The 15,631-nt window shown below is 50.4% G+C and carries 22 protein-coding genes; 15 read left to right on the forward strand and 7 right to left on the reverse strand.

The window, feature by feature from the left end; translation table 11 throughout:
• Positions 1-59 precede the first annotated feature (59 nt).
• The 5 genes from VFH06_03160 (at position 60) to rpsP (ending at position 2,371) form a co-directional block, all read left to right on the forward strand.
• On the forward strand, positions 60-218 hold the full coding sequence (locus VFH06_03160) for a hypothetical protein (protein HET6747076.1): 159 nt from the start codon (positions 60-62) through the stop codon (positions 216-218).
• 46 nt (positions 219-264) lie between these two features.
• Positions 265-726: a transcription antitermination factor NusB gene (nusB, locus tag VFH06_03165; GenBank protein ID HET6747077.1), complete on the forward strand. Its 462-nt coding sequence runs from the start codon at positions 265-267 to the stop codon at positions 724-726.
• On the forward strand, positions 707-1,201 hold the full coding sequence (locus VFH06_03170; GenBank protein ID HET6747078.1) for an NUDIX domain-containing protein: 495 nt from the start codon (positions 707-709) through the stop codon (positions 1,199-1,201). The genes nusB and VFH06_03170 overlap by 20 nt, the downstream gene beginning before the upstream one ends.
• Complete coding sequence (rnc, locus tag VFH06_03175; GenBank protein ID HET6747079.1) at positions 1,202-1,924, forward strand: ribonuclease III; 723 nt, start codon at positions 1,202-1,204, stop codon at positions 1,922-1,924. It abuts the gene before it with no gap.
• Positions 1,925-2,002: 78 nt separating this feature from the next.
• Positions 2,003-2,371 carry a 30S ribosomal protein S16 gene (gene rpsP, locus VFH06_03180; GenBank protein ID HET6747080.1) on the forward strand — a complete coding sequence of 123 codons (369 nt, stop codon included), beginning with the start codon at positions 2,003-2,005 and terminating at the stop codon, positions 2,369-2,371.
• A 93-nt stretch (positions 2,372-2,464) separates the two neighbouring features.
• Here the strand turns inward: rpsP and VFH06_03185 are convergent, their stop codons facing one another.
• The 3 genes from VFH06_03185 to VFH06_03195 form a co-directional block, all read right to left on the reverse strand.
• Positions 2,465-2,845 (reverse strand): hypothetical protein, encoded by a 381-nt coding sequence (locus VFH06_03185; protein ID HET6747081.1) that lies wholly within the window; start codon positions 2,843-2,845, stop codon positions 2,465-2,467.
• Positions 2,846-2,970: 125 nt separating this feature from the next.
• Positions 2,971-3,279 (reverse strand): hypothetical protein, encoded by a 309-nt coding sequence (locus VFH06_03190; GenBank protein ID HET6747082.1) that lies wholly within the window; start codon positions 3,277-3,279, stop codon positions 2,971-2,973.
• Positions 3,280-3,439: 160 nt separating this feature from the next.
• On the reverse strand, positions 3,440-3,775 hold the full coding sequence (locus VFH06_03195) for a hypothetical protein (GenBank protein ID HET6747083.1): 336 nt from the start codon (positions 3,773-3,775) through the stop codon (positions 3,440-3,442).
• A 132-nt stretch (positions 3,776-3,907) separates the two neighbouring features.
• On the opposite strand from VFH06_03195, the gene VFH06_03200 reads away from it, so the two are divergent.
• Positions 3,908-4,309 carry a KH domain-containing protein gene (locus VFH06_03200; GenBank protein HET6747084.1) on the forward strand — a complete coding sequence of 134 codons (402 nt, stop codon included), beginning with the start codon at positions 3,908-3,910 and terminating at the stop codon, positions 4,307-4,309.
• Positions 4,310-4,595: 286 nt separating this feature from the next.
• Here the strand turns inward: VFH06_03200 and VFH06_03205 are convergent, their stop codons facing one another.
• Positions 4,596-4,847 (reverse strand): hypothetical protein, encoded by a 252-nt coding sequence (locus tag VFH06_03205; GenBank protein HET6747085.1) that lies wholly within the window; start codon positions 4,845-4,847, stop codon positions 4,596-4,598.
• Between the two features lie 105 nt (positions 4,848-4,952).
• On the opposite strand from VFH06_03205, the gene trmD reads away from it, so the two are divergent.
• From trmD to VFH06_03220, 3 genes are all read left to right on the forward strand, one after another.
• The gene (trmD, locus tag VFH06_03210; GenBank protein HET6747086.1) at positions 4,953-5,606 is read left to right on the forward strand and encodes a tRNA (guanosine(37)-N1)-methyltransferase TrmD; all 654 of its coding nucleotides are present in this window, start codon (positions 4,953-4,955) and stop codon (positions 5,604-5,606) included.
• A 220-nt stretch (positions 5,607-5,826) separates the two neighbouring features.
• Entirely contained in the window at positions 5,827-6,312 is a 486-nt protein-coding gene (locus VFH06_03215; GenBank protein ID HET6747087.1) for a hypothetical protein, read from the forward strand.
• Between the two features lie 68 nt (positions 6,313-6,380).
• Positions 6,381-6,896, forward strand: coding sequence for a hypothetical protein (locus VFH06_03220; GenBank protein ID HET6747088.1), 516 nt, complete (start codon positions 6,381-6,383; stop codon positions 6,894-6,896).
• A gap of 48 nt (positions 6,897-6,944) precedes the next feature.
• On the opposite strand, the gene VFH06_03225 is transcribed toward VFH06_03220, so the two are convergent.
• From VFH06_03225 to VFH06_03235, 3 genes are all read right to left on the reverse strand, one after another.
• Positions 6,945-8,480, reverse strand: coding sequence for a phosphoketolase family protein (locus tag VFH06_03225; GenBank protein HET6747089.1), 1,536 nt, complete (start codon positions 8,478-8,480; stop codon positions 6,945-6,947).
• Entirely contained in the window at positions 8,477-8,674 is a 198-nt protein-coding gene (locus VFH06_03230; GenBank protein HET6747090.1) for a hypothetical protein, read from the reverse strand. The genes VFH06_03225 and VFH06_03230 overlap by 4 nt, the downstream gene beginning before the upstream one ends.
• 81 nt (positions 8,675-8,755) lie before the next feature.
• The gene (locus tag VFH06_03235; GenBank protein HET6747091.1) at positions 8,756-9,295 is read right to left on the reverse strand and encodes a hypothetical protein; all 540 of its coding nucleotides are present in this window, start codon (positions 9,293-9,295) and stop codon (positions 8,756-8,758) included.
• 230 nt (positions 9,296-9,525) lie between these two features.
• Here VFH06_03235 and VFH06_03240 point away from each other — a divergent pair, with 230 nt between their 5' ends.
• The 6 genes from VFH06_03240 to VFH06_03265 all read left to right on the forward strand — a co-directional run bounded on the left by VFH06_03240 (position 9,526) and on the right by VFH06_03265 (position 15,558).
• Entirely contained in the window at positions 9,526-10,380 is an 855-nt protein-coding gene (locus VFH06_03240; GenBank protein HET6747092.1) for a hypothetical protein, read from the forward strand.
• A 54-nt stretch (positions 10,381-10,434) separates the two neighbouring features.
• On the forward strand, positions 10,435-11,193 hold the full coding sequence (locus VFH06_03245; protein HET6747093.1) for a hypothetical protein: 759 nt from the start codon (positions 10,435-10,437) through the stop codon (positions 11,191-11,193).
• A gap of 89 nt (positions 11,194-11,282) precedes the next feature.
• Positions 11,283-12,122 (forward strand): protein phosphatase 2C domain-containing protein, encoded by an 840-nt coding sequence (locus tag VFH06_03250; protein ID HET6747094.1) that lies wholly within the window; start codon positions 11,283-11,285, stop codon positions 12,120-12,122.
• A 543-nt stretch (positions 12,123-12,665) separates the two neighbouring features.
• Positions 12,666-13,877, forward strand: coding sequence for a hypothetical protein (locus VFH06_03255; protein ID HET6747095.1), 1,212 nt, complete (start codon positions 12,666-12,668; stop codon positions 13,875-13,877).
• Positions 13,878-13,979: 102 nt separating this feature from the next.
• On the forward strand, positions 13,980-14,702 hold the full coding sequence (locus VFH06_03260) for an rRNA adenine dimethyltransferase family protein (protein ID HET6747096.1): 723 nt from the start codon (positions 13,980-13,982) through the stop codon (positions 14,700-14,702).
• Between the two features lie 94 nt (positions 14,703-14,796).
• Positions 14,797-15,558 (forward strand): DUF72 domain-containing protein, encoded by a 762-nt coding sequence (locus VFH06_03265; GenBank protein ID HET6747097.1) that lies wholly within the window; start codon positions 14,797-14,799, stop codon positions 15,556-15,558.
• Positions 15,559-15,631 lie beyond the last annotated feature (73 nt).

Raw genomic sequence — 15,631 nt, forward strand, 5'->3', positions numbered from 1 at the left:
AGTTATTTAGGTATAATAGTACCAAGTTTAATACCACAACCTATAAAGGAGATCTTTTCATGGCTCAACCTAAAAAGCAGAGTAGTCCGCGCAAAACCGGTCTGCGCCGCAGTCATCTTCTCTTGAAGTTGGCTCGTCGCGTGAACGGTAAATCACCTGTAAAAGCACGCACGACCAAGCGACAGAACGGCAAAGCAGCAAAACCCGACGCAAAATAGTTGTCGTATTGTTAGCAAAACCTAATTAACAAGAAAGAACCAACCTATGGCATCAAACCGCCACCTCGGACGTATCGTTGCATTACAGAGCTTATATGAGTACGAATTTCGTACCCAGTCTGAAGATAGTACCGTTTCGATAGACGAAATCTTAGAGCGTAATCTTGCTCGTTATGAAGATATGATCGACGATAAAACGTTCGTAGAAGAGCTTGTAAAGGGAATAATTGCCGATCAGGCAGATCTTGATGACAAGATTCGCCCTATCGCGCCTGACTGGCCTATCGAACAGATCGCTCGGGTCGATCGAGCGGTGCTTCGCATGGGTCTTTACGAACTTCTTAAGCTCGGCGATGTCGTTCCTCCAAAAGTTGCGATCAACGAAGCCGTGGAGCTTGCCAAAGCGTTTGGTTCCGATAACTCCAGCAAATTTGTGAACGGTGTGCTAGGAACAGCCTACCGTACACTTATTGGAGGGGAGCCCGAAAGTGCAAAATCCAAAGTTTGAACGTTTTAAAAAGTACTTCAACCGCCACAAGCCGTCGATTCAGGAAATTGTTCGTGAGCCGACTGCTGGAGGTGTGGTCTTTCGCCGTAATAAGGCCGGTGAAGTAGAGATCCTCTTAATCCAAGATGCTAAAGACCGCTGGACGATTCCAAAAGGTCATATTGAAGAAGGCGAAACGGCTCAACAGACAGCCCGTCGCGAAATTGGCGAAGAGGCTGGCCTTAAGGACGTAGAAGTCCTCGGGTGGTTGGGTAAAATCCATTTTCGTTACCGCCGGGTCGATCGCCTTGTACTGATGACTACTCAAATCTATCTTGTGCGCGCCAAAGGCGACACGGATGCAATTAAGAAAGAAGAGTGGATGAACGGTATCAAATGGTTTAAATTCCATGACGCCCTAGAACAAATCGAATATGAAGATATCGGTAAATTAATGCTACTCGCAATGAAAAAAATTCGACAGGAGAATTTGTAAATGAGTGGAATGCAAGTTGCGCCATACCAGGAATTTGCACGCGAACACCTTGGTTTCGAATATAAAAACATAGAGTTGCTTGTGACAGCCCTCACGCATCGCAGCTATGTTAATGAGCACAAAAAAAGTGTCAGTGAGCACAATGAGCGCCTTGAGTTTTTGGGGGACGCCGTTTTAGAGTTGGCCGTGACCGACTATCTCTTTCGTAATTACAGTGAGCCCGAGGGAACACTTACGAGCTGGCGTGCCTCTTTGGTGCGAACAGAAAGTATTAGTGATGCGGGCGATAAGCTTGGTTTTGAATCGCTCCTTCGTATGAGCCGTGGTGAAAAAAACGGTAGTGCGCGTGCTCGCCAGCAGATCTTAGCGAATGCATTCGAGGCGGTAATCGGTTCGATTTACCTCGAACGGGGGTATAAAGACGCGGCAGATTTCATTGATAAGCATATCCTTTCAAAGCTCGATGATATCTTGGCCTCAGGTAGTTGGCGCGATCCAAAATCGCATTTACAAGAAGTATCCCAGCGAATCGATGGCTACACGCCGCAGTATCGAGTGCTTGAAGAGGTGGGGCCAGATCACGATAAGGTATTTACGCTCGGGGTTTTTGTGGGTGACAAACTAATGGGCAAGGGAACAGGCCCAAGTAAGCAGAACGCTCAGCAAGATGCCGCTCGGGCAGCCCTCGTGGCTTACGAGAAACGTACCTCTAAAACAGATTGACCAAACAAGAGAAATAGTGTAAACTTGACCAAAGAACGATAGTAGTCTAAAGAGACAAGAAAAGGAAGTTTTAATTTTATGCTCGCAATTCGTTTGCAACGTATCGGTCGCAAGGGATTCCCTGTGTACCGCGTCGCTGTGCAAGAAGCTCAGCGTCACCCATCTAGTGGCCGTGTTGTGGCCTACGTAGGAAGCTACAATCCTCACTCTAAAGAGGCTAAAATCCAGGTTGAAGAAGCCCAGAAATATCTTGATAACGGTGCGCAGCCAACTCCTCGTGTCGTGAAGCTCCTCAAGGATGCTGGTGTCAAACTCCCTAAGTGGGTGAAACAGCCAAGTGCGGACAAACAGAAATCTATCCGTAACGCTGAAAAACTTCGCAAGAATCAGCCAAAAGAAGAAGCTCCTGCTGAAGCGGCAGATGCGTCTGAAGAATCCGCTGAATAAAAATTAGTTTTCCATTTAAAATATCCCTTAACCAAAGAGGGATATTTTAAATGGAAAACCCTCTCTAAAAAGAGAGGGCACTTCCAACCGAAGCTATACGCGAGAGTTGATCTCGTGAAACGCAGCCTCCACCTTCATACGAGCGTCACGAATATCCGCTTTGCTCACGAGCTTTCCAAGGCGCAGTTCAATGATCGCCTGTGTGAATAGCCGGGATATCCGCATCTCGACAGTCGGGGCTTCATCCTGGGGGATTCGAGAGAAGTCCAAGAACAACTCCAGCATTTCGTCTGCGAGCTTGCGTGCGCGTGTTCCGTATGGAACACTTACGAACAAAGAGCTCTCTCGCACCAGGTCGGCTATTCTCTCCATCTTCTCCGATGTTTCATCGACATCGGAGGCGCGAGACATAGTTGCCGGCTGGGCGATCATTCCTTGCTGAGAACGTCCGTGTGTTCTGCGATTTCTTCCCATCTCAACCTTCTTTCTATCGGCAGGAGTATAATAATTCTATAACATATTAGCTTAAAAAGGAAAGCCCCGCGACAGCGATTACTGTCGCGGGGACGATCCGTTCTACTAGGATGGGTGGGCTTGAGTTATTCCGTGGCCACCCAGTACGAGTCTTCGTCCGGGTCTTCGCCGTTGATGAACACCTTGTTGGCATTCGAGAGGCGACGAATGGCGTCACGGAGAGCCTTGTACTGCTGAACCACGGAGTCGTGTGTGTCGAGATTCACCTCGACATTCTTCGTCTCCAAGTAGTTCGCAATACGCATGTATACGCAGTCAAGTCCCTGGGGACTGGCCAGCCGGACAGGGATGCCTCCGATGGTGCGCGAAATTCCATCGGCAGCCACCGCACGCAACGCTTCCAGCACTAACTGGTCGATCGTGTCCTCGGTCACGCGTTACTCCTCCCAAGTAAACGGTTGGATCGTAACTATATTGTGACATAAAATAATACCAACACAAGCATTAGTACTAATGAGTATTTGTTAAAGTTACCAATGGTAGGATCTCGCGGGATGTAGGCCCAGTACCTACATCCCGCGACCAGGTGGTGGGCTAATCGCCCATAACCACCCAAAATGCACCAACAATAGAATCGTCTCGCTTGAGTAGCTTCCGCTCTACCAGCCGATTCGTAGCACGGATGATCTTGAGGAGTGTCACAGAAATACTCCGGGGACGAGAGAGGCCATTCTCCTCAATCTGCTCAGCCGCAAGAACGTAGACACACTTGTTGTCATCGGGGGTAACCCGACGTACCGTGACGTCATCGATTTCACGAATGGCGCCATCCCGGCTAACAGCAAGTTGTCGGAGTGCCGCCAGGATGTCTTCATCGGTAAAATGATTCACTGTCTTTAACCAGCTTTCTTTACGAACGAATGATGCCACTTCACTTTACCATGACAAATAGGAAGGAGTAAGTCTTAACTGAATAGGGACCGTTTTCTACTTACGTTTTCTGCGTGGTATAATGAGAATACGATATTAGTGGATAGTTTCGCTTACGGCAATGGAGGGCATATGTCGACAATAGATCAGCAATTTGTGGAATATATCGTAAAATCACTTGTGAATCATCCTGACGACGTTGTGGTGGAGCGTCAAATCGATGAGAAGGGGGTGCTTCTTACACTCACGGTAAATCCCGAAGATTTGGGGCGAGTAATTGGTAAACGGGGAGTAACTGCGCAAAGCCTTCGAACGTTGCTTCGTGCATTTGGCACCAAAAATGATGCCAGGTACAACCTAAAAATCGTCAATAATGATGAAGACCGTGAAAATTATGAAGCAGAGCCTGTACAATCTGATAACTCCGCAACCCAGTCTGTGAAAAACTCTACAGATGAAGATGTGGAAAACGAGTCTAATCTTACGAAAAACACACGAAAAGAGCTTGCAGAACTCGACGATCTCGATATATAATCATAAACAGTTCAAGATTACATGAACTGCGAGAGAAGCTCTATGCGAGCAACAACTATTTGTTGAGAGCTTATATGTGCCACGAAATGAATCCGCCTTATAGGCGGGTTTCGTGGTTTTAAGAATATTCAGCAATCTCAAATTTGAAATATTTCAAACCTAAGGTTGTTGCCCGAGAATCTGGCTTTCGGACAACAATGTGTCTTTTAAAAGCGATTCTCGGGAGGCCTAGAGGCTCAGCAGGGTGCAGCTTGCCGCCTGGGTGGCGTTGAGCTGGACTTCTCCGTCATCCCTCCTTCTGGGGAAGGTCGTAGCTCTCCATGAAGGTGGTGGCCTTCCAGCCGAACCGGAAGTACCTGAAGTAGGAAAGGATCGGGATTTTGCCGATGAGGCTCACGTAGAGCCTCGCAATGTCCTGAGCCGCCTCGTAACGAGGCAACAGCTCCGGCTGGTCGGGCGCGGGGCCTTCGCCTAGAGCGACGATCCGGAGAATCTTCTCTCCTTCTTCTCCACGTCGCCGCATGGCGCCGTCCAACATTTCACGGGTAATTCCCATGTCGGTCTCCAATCGTAGTGGCCTGAATATATTTTAACATAATTAAAGTAGTTGTCAATATTTATCAGGGGTGCTACACTAAAGAGAATGAAGAAAATCCAAGTGATAACGCTATTTCCTGAAATGTTTGAAGGGGTATTTACTACTTCGATGATGTGGAAGGCGCAAAAAGAGCAAGTGGTCGAGTTTTCGCTTGTTAATCTCCGCGACTTTGGTATCGGTCCCCGCAAACAGGTGGACGACACGCCTTATGGTGGTGGTGATGGTATGCTTTTAAAACCTGAGCCGCTTTTTGCAGCCGTAGGAAAAGCCAAAGAGTACGATCCGAACGCTAAAGTAGTTCTTATGACCCCCCGTGGAAAGCGGTGGAAGCAATCACTCGCTCAAACATGGGCTGATGATAGCCGAGGCCTGATATTTATTTGTGGGCGCTACGAAGGGTATGATGAGCGGATCGTGAGCCTGGTTGATGAACAGGTAAGCGTTGGAGACTACGTATTAACTGGGGGAGAGTTACCGGCCATGACAGTGATTGATAGTGTCGTTCGGCTTATACCCGGTGTCCTTGGGGGAGAAATGAGCGCTGAAATAGAAAGCTTTAGTGATGGAGAAACACTCGAGTTTCCGCAGTATACTCGCCCTGAGGAATTTCAGGGTATGAAAGTACCAGACGTGCTTTTAAGCGGAAATCATGCCTTGATCGCTAAGTGGCGAAGCGAAAAATCCATAAAAGCGGATTAAAAATGATATTTTTGTCAATGTAAAACACCTCCTATGGAGGTGAATACAGTTGTGGTGTTATATCGTAGAGCGATCAGTCACAACATTTTTTTGTTGGAGTATGTTTGTTTTTGTAACCTTCGCTGCTTTGTACAATACGGGAGTAGAGGAAAAAGCGCAAGCGAAATAACAAAAATAACAACACTTTTCATTGGAGGTGGCCTGACGTATACTAAAAGGCATGAGCTTTTTCGCGCAAGCCACCCCTCCTTCTAAACCTCGGACAAAAAATATTCAAGCGGTCAGCCTCCTCGCTGCGGGCATTATTGCCCTGATGGCAGTAACCCAGCTATTTACGTTTGAAGATCTGCCAGCGGTTATCTCTGGCCTTTGGGTGCCAGGAGGTATCGCCGCTGCCCAGACCATTGCTGCGGTACTCGTTGTTACCGAGGTCTTGTCGTTGCCTTTCCTACTTTCGTTACGGCTTAGTCCACTCTTTCGCTTTGTTAGTATGCTACTAGGGTGGGGAGTGGCCGCACTATGGATACTACTGACCTTCTGGGAAAACCTTATGGTCGGCACTATATCGAATAGCGGGATGCTCGGTGCAACAATACCTTTACCGCCAGGATGGTGGAGTGTTCTCTTTTCAATAGCCTTGGCAATACTTGTCGGGTGGGCATCATGGGGAATGTGGCCCAATTTAAAGCAAAAATCTAAAAAATAATAATTCTGTCTATTGTTCCTCGCGGATCTTCAGCGTACTATAAGGATAAGTAAAAAAGAGAGGAAATTATGGAGTCTGTGAGAAAACTAGAAGTAACGATTGCATCCTGGTACAAATCTGTACCGCATCTTCCAAAAAAAGGACAAGAATGGTTGGCTGTGAATGCATGGTGGCTCACGCTCATAGGAGTTATCTTAGGGGCTTTAGCCGTTGTAAATATCCTGTTCTTTAGTCTGCTTGCAGGTGCGTTTCTTACAGCAATTGCCGGACCTGTTGGGGCAGTTGCAGGTGGCTTGGTGCTGGTTGGGGTTATTATTTCGCTGTGTTTAGGAATTGTTTGTATTCTCTTGGGAGGTATGGCTATAAGTCCCCTCAAGGCCTTGCAAAAGAAGGGCTGGACGCTGCTTTTTATTCTGCTGCTTATTGAAGTCGCGGCCATCGTTATTTCAGATGTACTGAGCTTTAACCTGTTGGCACTCGTATGGGAGCTTCTTTGGGCGGCAGTCGCCGGGTATTTCTTGTTTGAGATTCGCGGTCAGTTTGAGGCGAAAGCTCGCAAGCAAAAAGAAAAAGCTGCTAAGTAAGGCATCAATTAAAATAAATCTCCTGTGGCATTCGTCGGGGGATTTATTTTATGCTTGCGTATTCCATCTCCAGTCACGAATTTCGGGCATATCGACTCCATGGGTAACTATGTAAGTGCGGTGCTCGAGAAGCTTTGTTTCCATGAGTTGTTTGAGCGGCTGTGCTTTTTCATTGGTAATCCCCAAGCGTTCAATTACATCAAGTACAAGATGAAAGCAGTCGAGATCGTTAAGGACGGTCATATCAAAAGCGGTAGTAATGGTTCCTTCTTCCTCGTAACCCCTTACGTGTAAATTACGATTTGCACGTCGGTAGGTCAGTCGATGTATTAGCCAAGGGTATCCATGAAATGCAAAGATAATCTCTTTTTCGCGAGTAAATAGCCTATCATACTCGGGATCGCTCAGGCCATGTGGGTGCTCGCTGGTTGGCTGTAGGCGCATGAGATCTACTACATTTACGACGCGGATTTTCAATTCTGGCATATGTGAGCGAAGAATCGAGACGGCTGCTAGGGTCTCAAGTGTGGGAACGTCTCCGGCGCACGCCATGACAACATCAGGATCGCCCCCATCATCGTTGCTGGCCCAGTCCCATACAGAGATGCCTCGTGCGCAGTGAAGGGCCGCTTCCTCCATGCTGAGCCACTGTGGGCTACTATGCTTGCCTGTAATGGTGAGGTTAATATAATTACGGCTTCGCAAGCAATGGTCAACTACCGACAAGAGGCAGTTGGCATCCGGGGGTAAGTATATCCGAACCACGTCAGCTTTCTTGTTTACTAAGTGATCAATAAAACCGGGATCTTGATGAGTAAATCCGTTATGGTCTTGTCGCCAGACATGCGAAGTCAGAAGGTAGTTCAGTGATGGGATTTTAGCGCGCCATGAAAGCTCGGAAGCCATTTTGACCCACTTGGCGTGCTGATTAACCATCGAGTCAACAATACGGACAAACGCTTTATAGCTATGAAATATGCCGTGTCGTCCCGTAAGTAGGTACCCTTCAAGCCAACCTTGCGCTTGATGCTCGCTGAGCATGGAATCCATGACCGTACCTTCTATACTAAGCGATTTATCCGCGTCTTTAATACGCGCTGACCACTTACGGTCTGTAACTTCAAGAACGGACTCGAGCCGATTGGAAATAAGCTCGTCTGGTCCGAAGATTTTAAAATTGCGACTGGCTTTGTTGAGCACAACAACATCTCGTAGGTAAGGACCGATAGCATGAACGTTACCTTCACTGGCCGCCCCTCGGTAGTCGATTTTGACCTCGTAGTCTCTGAAGTCTGGCAGATGGAGTTCGCGCAGAAGATTGCCGCCATTTGCATGAATATTCTCTCCCATTCTTTGACCTTCGGGTGGAATAAATGTGCTGTATTCATGGTTAAGTTGGCCATTGGCATCAAATAGCTCGTCGGGGCGGTAGCTTTGAAGCCACTGTTCAAGGACTGCGACATTTTCTGGATGAGCCTCATCAACCGGAAGAGGAACTTGATGTGATCGAAAGTTGCCTTCAACCTTATGGCTATTAATTTGTTTTGGCCCTGTCCACCCTTTTGGGGAGTTGAAGACTATCATTGGCTACCTCGGACGTGTTGAATCATTATTGGTGCGGGCGTTGGATTGATCGTTACCGCCACTCGCTCGTTGCGAAAGGTGATACGCCAACGATTGACTTTCACGTGTTCGATGCTCGGCTCAAGGCCGATGGCTTTTTGCATTTCCTTTGCTTGTCGCAGGACTCCCACCGGGGGAGTGGTTTCCGTGGACATGCTACTCCTCACTGAAGTTTCGAGTAATGGCCATGTATACTCTAAACTTAAGTCCAGCATAAGTCAAGGTACATATGAAGGTCAGACGTTTTTAATAAGATGAGAGATTTTTTCTCGATAATCGCGCTGATTAAACTGGCCTGGGTAATCGACAAGTTCGGTATTGAGCACGGTAAAACCAGCTTTTTTGAGCGGCTCTGCGGCCACATCGAACACGTTTGATTTTATGAGGATGATTTTGGTTTTTGGGTTGGCGAGTTTTTTAATACGCTTTATGAGACTGGGAAGAGCTTCGGCAATTTTTTCTTGACGCTCTTGCTTCGTAGTTTTATGAGACTGTGATACTTCAAGTGCTTCGATCATATAAAATCCATCGTCTTTGAAGCGCTGGAGCCATTTTTCTTTCTGTTCTTCGAGTGCGGGCTCCGGGATTTCGAGTGTTTCGGGGTATAGCGCACGGATGGTATTAATAAAAAGCCTATCGTCTTTTCTGATGCGATCTGTGTAATAGAACTGCCGGCTGCTTTGGGTAGACGGAGGTGGTGGCGGTGATTCGGCAACGAGTAGACACGCTATATGGTCTGGTTTATACGTTAAACGAAGTTTTTCGTAAGTGTGCATAGCTTTATGATACAGGCTATAGAAATAAAGAACAGCATCCGTATGTTTTATGGAATCTTAGTTATAGCATAGTTGCACTATTTTCAAATATGTTTTTATAGTATAATCGTACGCAAGTAGCAGGGCTTGACGCACACTGAAGCAATATTGGTGAGCATTGTCTCTTCAAGGAGACCTCGATCTGTTACGGATCGTTAACATCCAAAACTGTCGAACAAGGAGTAGCCATCATGGCGCGCAACGTGCAGCTCGTGGTGATCGACCCGCAGTACGACTTCATGGACTACCCCGACTCGGCTCTGCCGGTGCCGGGTGCCCACGAGGACATGGTGCGGTTGGCCGCGATGGTCGACCGCATCGGTGACAAGCTGAGCCGCATTCACGTGACGCTCGACAGCCACCAGCTGGTCGACGTCGGTCACCCCACCATGTGGGTGGCTTCCGACGGCAAGACGCCGCCGCCCCCGTTCACGCCCATCACCTCGGACGACATCAAGGCCGGCATCTGGACGCCGCGGTACGCCAATGCCAAGCCGGCGGACCTCGGCGGGGAGACCATCAAGCAGTACATGATCAGGTACGCCTCGACGCTGGAAGCGCAGGGGAGTCACTTGCTCATGGTGTGGGCGGTTCACTGCCTGATTGGTAGCAACGGCCACGCCGTGCAGGCCGATCTCAAGGCGTCGCTCGAACGCTGGGCGGCGAAGAACTTCGCCACGGTTGACTACGTGACGAAGGGCACCAACCCCTGGACGGAGCACTACGGCGCCCTCAAAGCCGAGGTGCCCATGCCCAACGACCCCGGCACCGGTCTCAACACCCGGCTGCTGGAAGTGCTGGAGGAGGCGGATATCATCGCCTTCTCCGGTGAGGCCCTCACGCACTGCGTGATGGAGACGGTGAAGCAGGTGGTCAACGAGGTCGACGAGAAGCTGATCCGCAAGTTCCACTTCCTGACCGACGCGTCCTCGCCGATCCCGGCGGTGCCGAACGGTCCGGACTTCCCGGCCATGGCGGACGCCTGGCTCCAGGAGATGGTGGGCAAGGGCATGGTCCTGACCACCACGCTCGAGTTCCTGTCCTGATCCACAACCACACGGCGTAGCCTGAAAGACTGCGCCTTTCGAGAAAGGGTCATCATGCCGAGACTGGCAGCGGAAAACGACGGTGAAATGCAGAACTACCAGGTGGGTGGTTCGAACTTCACCTTCACGGCCGCACGAATCGGTTCGCTTGGTGCCACGGAGTACACCCTCGTCACCATCGCGGTCGACGTCACGGGTTCGACTGCGGGGTTCGCCGACGAGTTGCACAAGATGCTGCTCACCGCGATCGAGTCCTGCAAGAAGTCGCCGCGATCGGACAACCTGCTGGTGCGGGTCGTCACGTTCTCGACGTACATCGGGGGCGTGAACGAGCTGCACGGCTTCAAGCCGCTCAGCGAGATCGAGCCCACCGACTACCAGAAGTTCGTCCCGGAGGGGCTGACGCCCCTCTACGACGCCACTTTCGACGCCATCGGCGCGACGGTGGAGTACGGCGGGGAGCTGATGGAGAACGATTTCCTGGCGAACGGGATCGTCTTCGTCATCACCGACGGCTACGACAACATGTCGGACGCCACGCCGCGGGAGATCCGCGAGCAGATCCGGAGGGTCAAGGGCGAGGAGCGGCTGGAGTCGCTCCTCACGGTGCTGATCGGCATCAACGCCGCGCAGTACCGGGACTACCTGGAGACGTTCCGCAACGACGCGGGACTCGACCAGTACATCGACGCGGGTGACGCAACGCCCGGCAAGCTCGCGAAGCTCGCCACGTTCGTCAGCCAGTCGGTCTCGTCTCAGAGCGCCGCGCTCGGGACGGGTGGGCCTTCCCAGACCATCTCCGCGACCATCTGAACGGTCGCACCCAACTGAGGAGTGGTGGGGCAGCTGGTATAATGCCGCTGCTCTACTACTCCTCCTTTTCAATTGCGGGAGGTCTTGCAATGTACGCGGATTCGTATTTCATGATTGGCCATGCACACCTGCAAGGAGGCAAGCCGTGCCAAGACTACGCAACGGCGGCGGCTCTTTCTGAGAGTGCGGCCTACGCCATCGTGGCAGATGGGTGTTCTACCGGCGGTAAAACCGACGTGGGCTCCCGAGCCTTGGCGTTGACGACGTCACAGGCAATCGTCAAGCACTGGAATACGGTGGGCAATGCGTTGGAGCGGACTGCTCCAGCCCGCATCAACCTCGAGCAACAGGTGAACCTGGCGCCCGTGCGGCAATCGTTCGGGTGTGCCACTCGCGATATGCTGTCGACCTGTGTCTACGCCTGCTATTCACCCGAGGGCGGATTTATCCATATCCAGGGTGATGGTGTCGTAGCATGGGAGGAAAGCGGGCACACGGTGATGGGTTGTTTTGAATGGGACAACAACACTCCATTCTATCCGGCGTACAGTGCCGACAATTATGCGGAGTTCATCAAGGCTCACGGAGGTGACGTCAATGAAGACAAGCTGACGTATACCTCTTGGGAGCGAACTCCGGATGGTTCGTTGAGTCAGCTGGATACGACTCGTTATACTCTCGGAAGGGGAATTCAGGGAATCACCCTGCCGCTTTCTGGAGGTCTGGAAAAAGTGGCCGTCTTCACCGACGGTGTTACTCAAGTTGAAGGGATGAAGTGGCAAGATGTCGTTTCGCAGCTATTGGCGTTCAAAACGACGGCGGGTGATTTTGCCAAACGGCGAATGATCCGCGCGGTCAAGGACGCGCAGCGGGAAGGCAAGGGGCCTATGGATGACATCTCGTATGCTGTCATTCTTTCGGACATGTAAGGACGGAAGGTCATGAAACTGAACCGTCGGATTGACATCGAACTGGTGGGTAGAGGGAGAGTCTCGCTCAACCCGAATGATCACCTGGCAACGGGTGGTGAAGCGTCGGTTTACCGGCTTGCCGGCTCGGTGATCAAGCTGTATACTGATTCGGACAAAATGCGGCAGCAGGGGATGATCGAGAAGCTTGACATACTCGCTGGTTTCACGCATTCGGACATCGTCGCACCGCGGGGATTGGTTCTCGACAACCGAGGCAATCCCATCGGCTACTACATGGATTTCGTTGATGGAGGTGAGGCACTCTCTCGTGTCTTCACCAACGACTTCCGAAAGCGGACTGGCTTTGGGAATTCAGGCGCTTTGCATCTGGTGGATCGGATGTTCAAGGTGCTTGAGTTTGCCCACAGCCACGGCGCGATCATGGTGGACCCCAACGAGCTCAACTGGACGACCGTTGGTTCGAAAGGATCGCAGAGGGATCCGCGTGTTCTCGATGTCGATTCTTGGCTGGCGGGCAACCATCGGCCGCCGACCATTCCTATGATGCCATCCATCCGTGACTGGCACTCAAAGGGAGTCGGGCGTGAGTCGGACCGCTTTGCGCTTGGAGTGGTGACATTCCAGGTTTTTGCGGGAATCCATCCGTACAAAGGGTCGCTCGACGGCTACAAGCCCAACGAGCTTGAGCGACGCATGCAGAACAACGTCTCGGTGTTTACTCGTGGCGTTCGCCTGAATCAGGCTGTGAGGGACTTCAGTTGTATCCCCGGACCGCTCCTGGGGTGGTACGAAGCGGTCTTCCAGCAGGGAGATCGTAGCACGCCGCCTTCTCCATATGCCACCGTTGGTCGTACCGCTCGCACCACAAGGGTGGCGCGTATTGCGACAACCTCGAGGGGTTCGCTCAATTACAAGCGGCTGTTCGAGGTGCCCGGTGACGGCATCACCCGCGTGTTCCACTGCGGTGTGGTGCAGACGGAGTCAGGCAAGCTGATCGATGTGGCGTCACAGCGTACTCTATCGCAGAGCGCGTCCGAGGTCTGCGAGGTTGTCAAAGCGGATGGCGGCTGGGTAATTGCTGAGCCTGGAAAGCGTTCGGCATTCAGCTTTGTCAATGAGATTAACCTCGTGTCTACGTCGCTCAGTGTGAACGTGGAGGCAAGGGGCCTAGTCCGCTACCAAAACCGTTTGTTTGCCGTGACCGACAGGGGCCTGGCCGAGCTGACGCTCAAGCAGTTCGCGCGGCCAATCCTTGGTGTAGGCCAGCAATGGCAGACATCGGTCAACTCGACACGATGGTTCGATGGGGTGGGTGTGCTCGACACGATGGGGGCGACGTACTTGATTGCTCCATTCGGTGCAGATGCTTGCGCGCAAACCCGTGTTCGAGAGCTCGACGGTCTCCATGTCGTCGCAGCAAAAGCCGGTCCTCGTTTTGTGTCGGTTATCGTGATTGACGCGAAGGGTGAATATCGCAAGATGGAGTTCACCTTCGACAGGCAATACAGTACTTCCTACACCGTTTGGGAGGGAGGCGCTGAAAGTCCCGAACTCAACATGGCATTGCTCCCCCGTGGAGTGATGGCGACGGTTGTTCGGGACGGTCAGCTCGTTGTGTTCGTCCCCACCTCGGGGAACGTCACGCGAGCGGACGACAAGGATGTCAAGACCGACATGCTCCTGGGCAACTGGGAGGATCAGGTTGTATACATCCGTGATGGTCAGCTCTGGCATGTCAGCATGAAGAGCTGACCGACCGCAGCCTGGTGTGGCGCCGCTCGTATTTTTCGAGCATGGCGCCACACCGACTGCGGTATTTTATTTAAGAAATTATAAATACGATAAAATAGAATCATGAAACGGCTCGCACATTATTCGCAATATTTTCTCCGTAGCCCGCGGCTCATTAAAGAACTCGTTGGTCATACATCAATTAAAAAGACGGATACGGTATACGACATAGGCGCTGGCAGCGGTGTAATAGCTTCAGTGCTGGCGGCGCGAGCAGGAAGGGTTGTAGCTGTAGAATATGAACCACGTATGGCGGTCAAACTGCGCGACAATATGAGACGTTATTCGAATGTTACTGTGCATGAAGGCGATTTCTTGACAATGGATCTGCCGCGCGAGTCGTATAAGGTATTTGCAAATATTCCATTCCATCTTAGCTCGCCGATTGTGCACAAACTCACTGAAGCATCTTATCCGCCTGATGCGATCTATCTAATAGTGCAAAAGCAGTTTGCAAATAAGCTATTGCCCGACTCGAAAGCGTTTACCGGTCAGCTCGGTATGATTGTCGGTCCTCTATTTGCTGCTCGGATACGGAAACGTTTGAATCGGTCGGACTTTTGGCCGCATCCAAATGTAGACACCGTATTGCTCGAATTGATTCGTCGGCCAGAACCACTCCTTCCGGTCGAGGATATGGTAAAGTACCGCCAGTTTATCGAGGTGTGCTTTTCTGATCCTAGAAAATTCGCTCGCACGCCGAGGCAAAAAGCTGGATTGCCCGAGGGTATAAAACCATCTCAAATGAAGCTAGCCGATTGGGTGCGATTGTTTCAGCTTTCATAAAATTTTTATTAGGTCGTGTGAGTAGCGCAAGGGTCTCTGTTTACTAGAGTCGGCGACTTGAATGCAACGTATTAAAACTTGTTAAACTAGAAGTATGGTAGCGGAAATTTTTATAGGTACCTCCGGATGGCATTACAATGACTGGACGAGAACATTTTATCCACCGGAGATTACCGGATATCATGAACTAACCTATCATGCGCGATTCTTTAATACGGTTGAGAATAATTCTTCATTTTATCGGGTTGCGAGTGAGCCGACATACAAAACATGGAGCAAAATGACACGAGGGGGTTACAAGTTTTCCATTAAGCTAAATAAACAAATCACTCATACGAATAAGTTGCGGATATCAGACGATGTCCGCGAGAAGGTAGATTATATTTTAGATACCACTCAAGTACTCGAAAACAAAATCGGAGCTCTGCTTATTCAACTGCCGGCAAGCTTTAAGTTTGATTTGGAGCGTTTGAAATTATTTTTGGCATTTTTTACAAAAAAAGTTCGATCTCACCCTTTTGCATTTGACCTGGCAATAGAATTTCGTAATCGTTATTGGTTTACCGAGGAGACATATGCATTGCTACGAAAATATAATGTAGCACTGGTTGCGGCAGATTCATCACGTTATCCGAGCGTACGCGAGGTAACGGCAAATGTGGCGTATATCCGCATGCACGGCCCTACAAAATTATTTGCTTCTTCGTATTCGGATGAACAGCTAAAGGATTTGGCCGAGTATATTCAGACCATTTCGCCTGGCGTGAACCGGATTTATGTGTATTTCAATAATGACTTTCATGGCTACGCAATTAAAAATGCTCAGAGGCTACAATATTTCCTAGGGCCTGGATGATACAGTCTCTCTCCGAGTGTGGCCGCAATGTTATGCGGCCACACTCGTACTACGAGAGCCGACTACGCACAGG

It is taken from the genome of Candidatus Saccharimonadales bacterium, from assembly GCA_035697325.1.
Classification (GTDB): Bacteria; Patescibacteriota; Saccharimonadia; order Saccharimonadales; family Saccharimonadaceae; genus JALRBM01.

Bases quoted from the DNA above. Each gene is read 5' to 3' on its own strand.
- VFH06_03240 (HET6747092.1), top strand. From the start codon at position 9,526: ATGGCGCGCAACGTGCAGCTCGTGGTGATCGACCCGCAGTACGACTTC.
- rnc (HET6747079.1), top strand. From the start codon at position 1,202: ATGAGTGGAATGCAAGTTGCGCCATACCAGGAATTTGCACGCGAACAC.
- VFH06_03200 (HET6747084.1), top strand. From the start codon at position 3,908: ATGTCGACAATAGATCAGCAATTTGTGGAATATATCGTAAAATCACTT.
- VFH06_03245 (HET6747093.1), top strand. From the start codon at position 10,435: ATGCCGAGACTGGCAGCGGAAAACGACGGTGAAATGCAGAACTACCAG.
- VFH06_03215 (HET6747087.1), top strand. From the start codon at position 5,827: ATGAGCTTTTTCGCGCAAGCCACCCCTCCTTCTAAACCTCGGACAAAA.
- VFH06_03260 (HET6747096.1), top strand. From the start codon at position 13,980: ATGAAACGGCTCGCACATTATTCGCAATATTTTCTCCGTAGCCCGCGG.
- VFH06_03250 (HET6747094.1), top strand. From the start codon at position 11,283: ATGTACGCGGATTCGTATTTCATGATTGGCCATGCACACCTGCAAGGA.
- trmD (HET6747086.1), top strand. From the start codon at position 4,953: ATGAAGAAAATCCAAGTGATAACGCTATTTCCTGAAATGTTTGAAGGG.
- VFH06_03255 (HET6747095.1), top strand. From the start codon at position 12,666: ATGATGCCATCCATCCGTGACTGGCACTCAAAGGGAGTCGGGCGTGAG.
- VFH06_03230 (HET6747090.1), bottom strand. From the start codon at position 8,674: ATGTCCACGGAAACCACTCCCCCGGTGGGAGTCCTGCGACAAGCAAAG.
- VFH06_03220 (HET6747088.1), top strand. From the start codon at position 6,381: ATGGAGTCTGTGAGAAAACTAGAAGTAACGATTGCATCCTGGTACAAA.
- nusB (HET6747077.1), top strand. From the start codon at position 265: ATGGCATCAAACCGCCACCTCGGACGTATCGTTGCATTACAGAGCTTA.
- VFH06_03225 (HET6747089.1), bottom strand. From the start codon at position 8,480: ATGATAGTCTTCAACTCCCCAAAAGGGTGGACAGGGCCAAAACAAATT.
- rpsP (HET6747080.1), top strand. From the start codon at position 2,003: ATGCTCGCAATTCGTTTGCAACGTATCGGTCGCAAGGGATTCCCTGTG.
- VFH06_03185 (HET6747081.1), bottom strand. From the start codon at position 2,845: ATGGGAAGAAATCGCAGAACACACGGACGTTCTCAGCAAGGAATGATC.
- VFH06_03160 (HET6747076.1), top strand. From the start codon at position 60: ATGGCTCAACCTAAAAAGCAGAGTAGTCCGCGCAAAACCGGTCTGCGC.
- VFH06_03205 (HET6747085.1), bottom strand. From the start codon at position 4,847: ATGTTGGACGGCGCCATGCGGCGACGTGGAGAAGAAGGAGAGAAGATT.
- VFH06_03235 (HET6747091.1), bottom strand. From the start codon at position 9,295: ATGCACACTTACGAAAAACTTCGTTTAACGTATAAACCAGACCATATA.
- VFH06_03265 (HET6747097.1), top strand. From the start codon at position 14,797: ATGGTAGCGGAAATTTTTATAGGTACCTCCGGATGGCATTACAATGAC.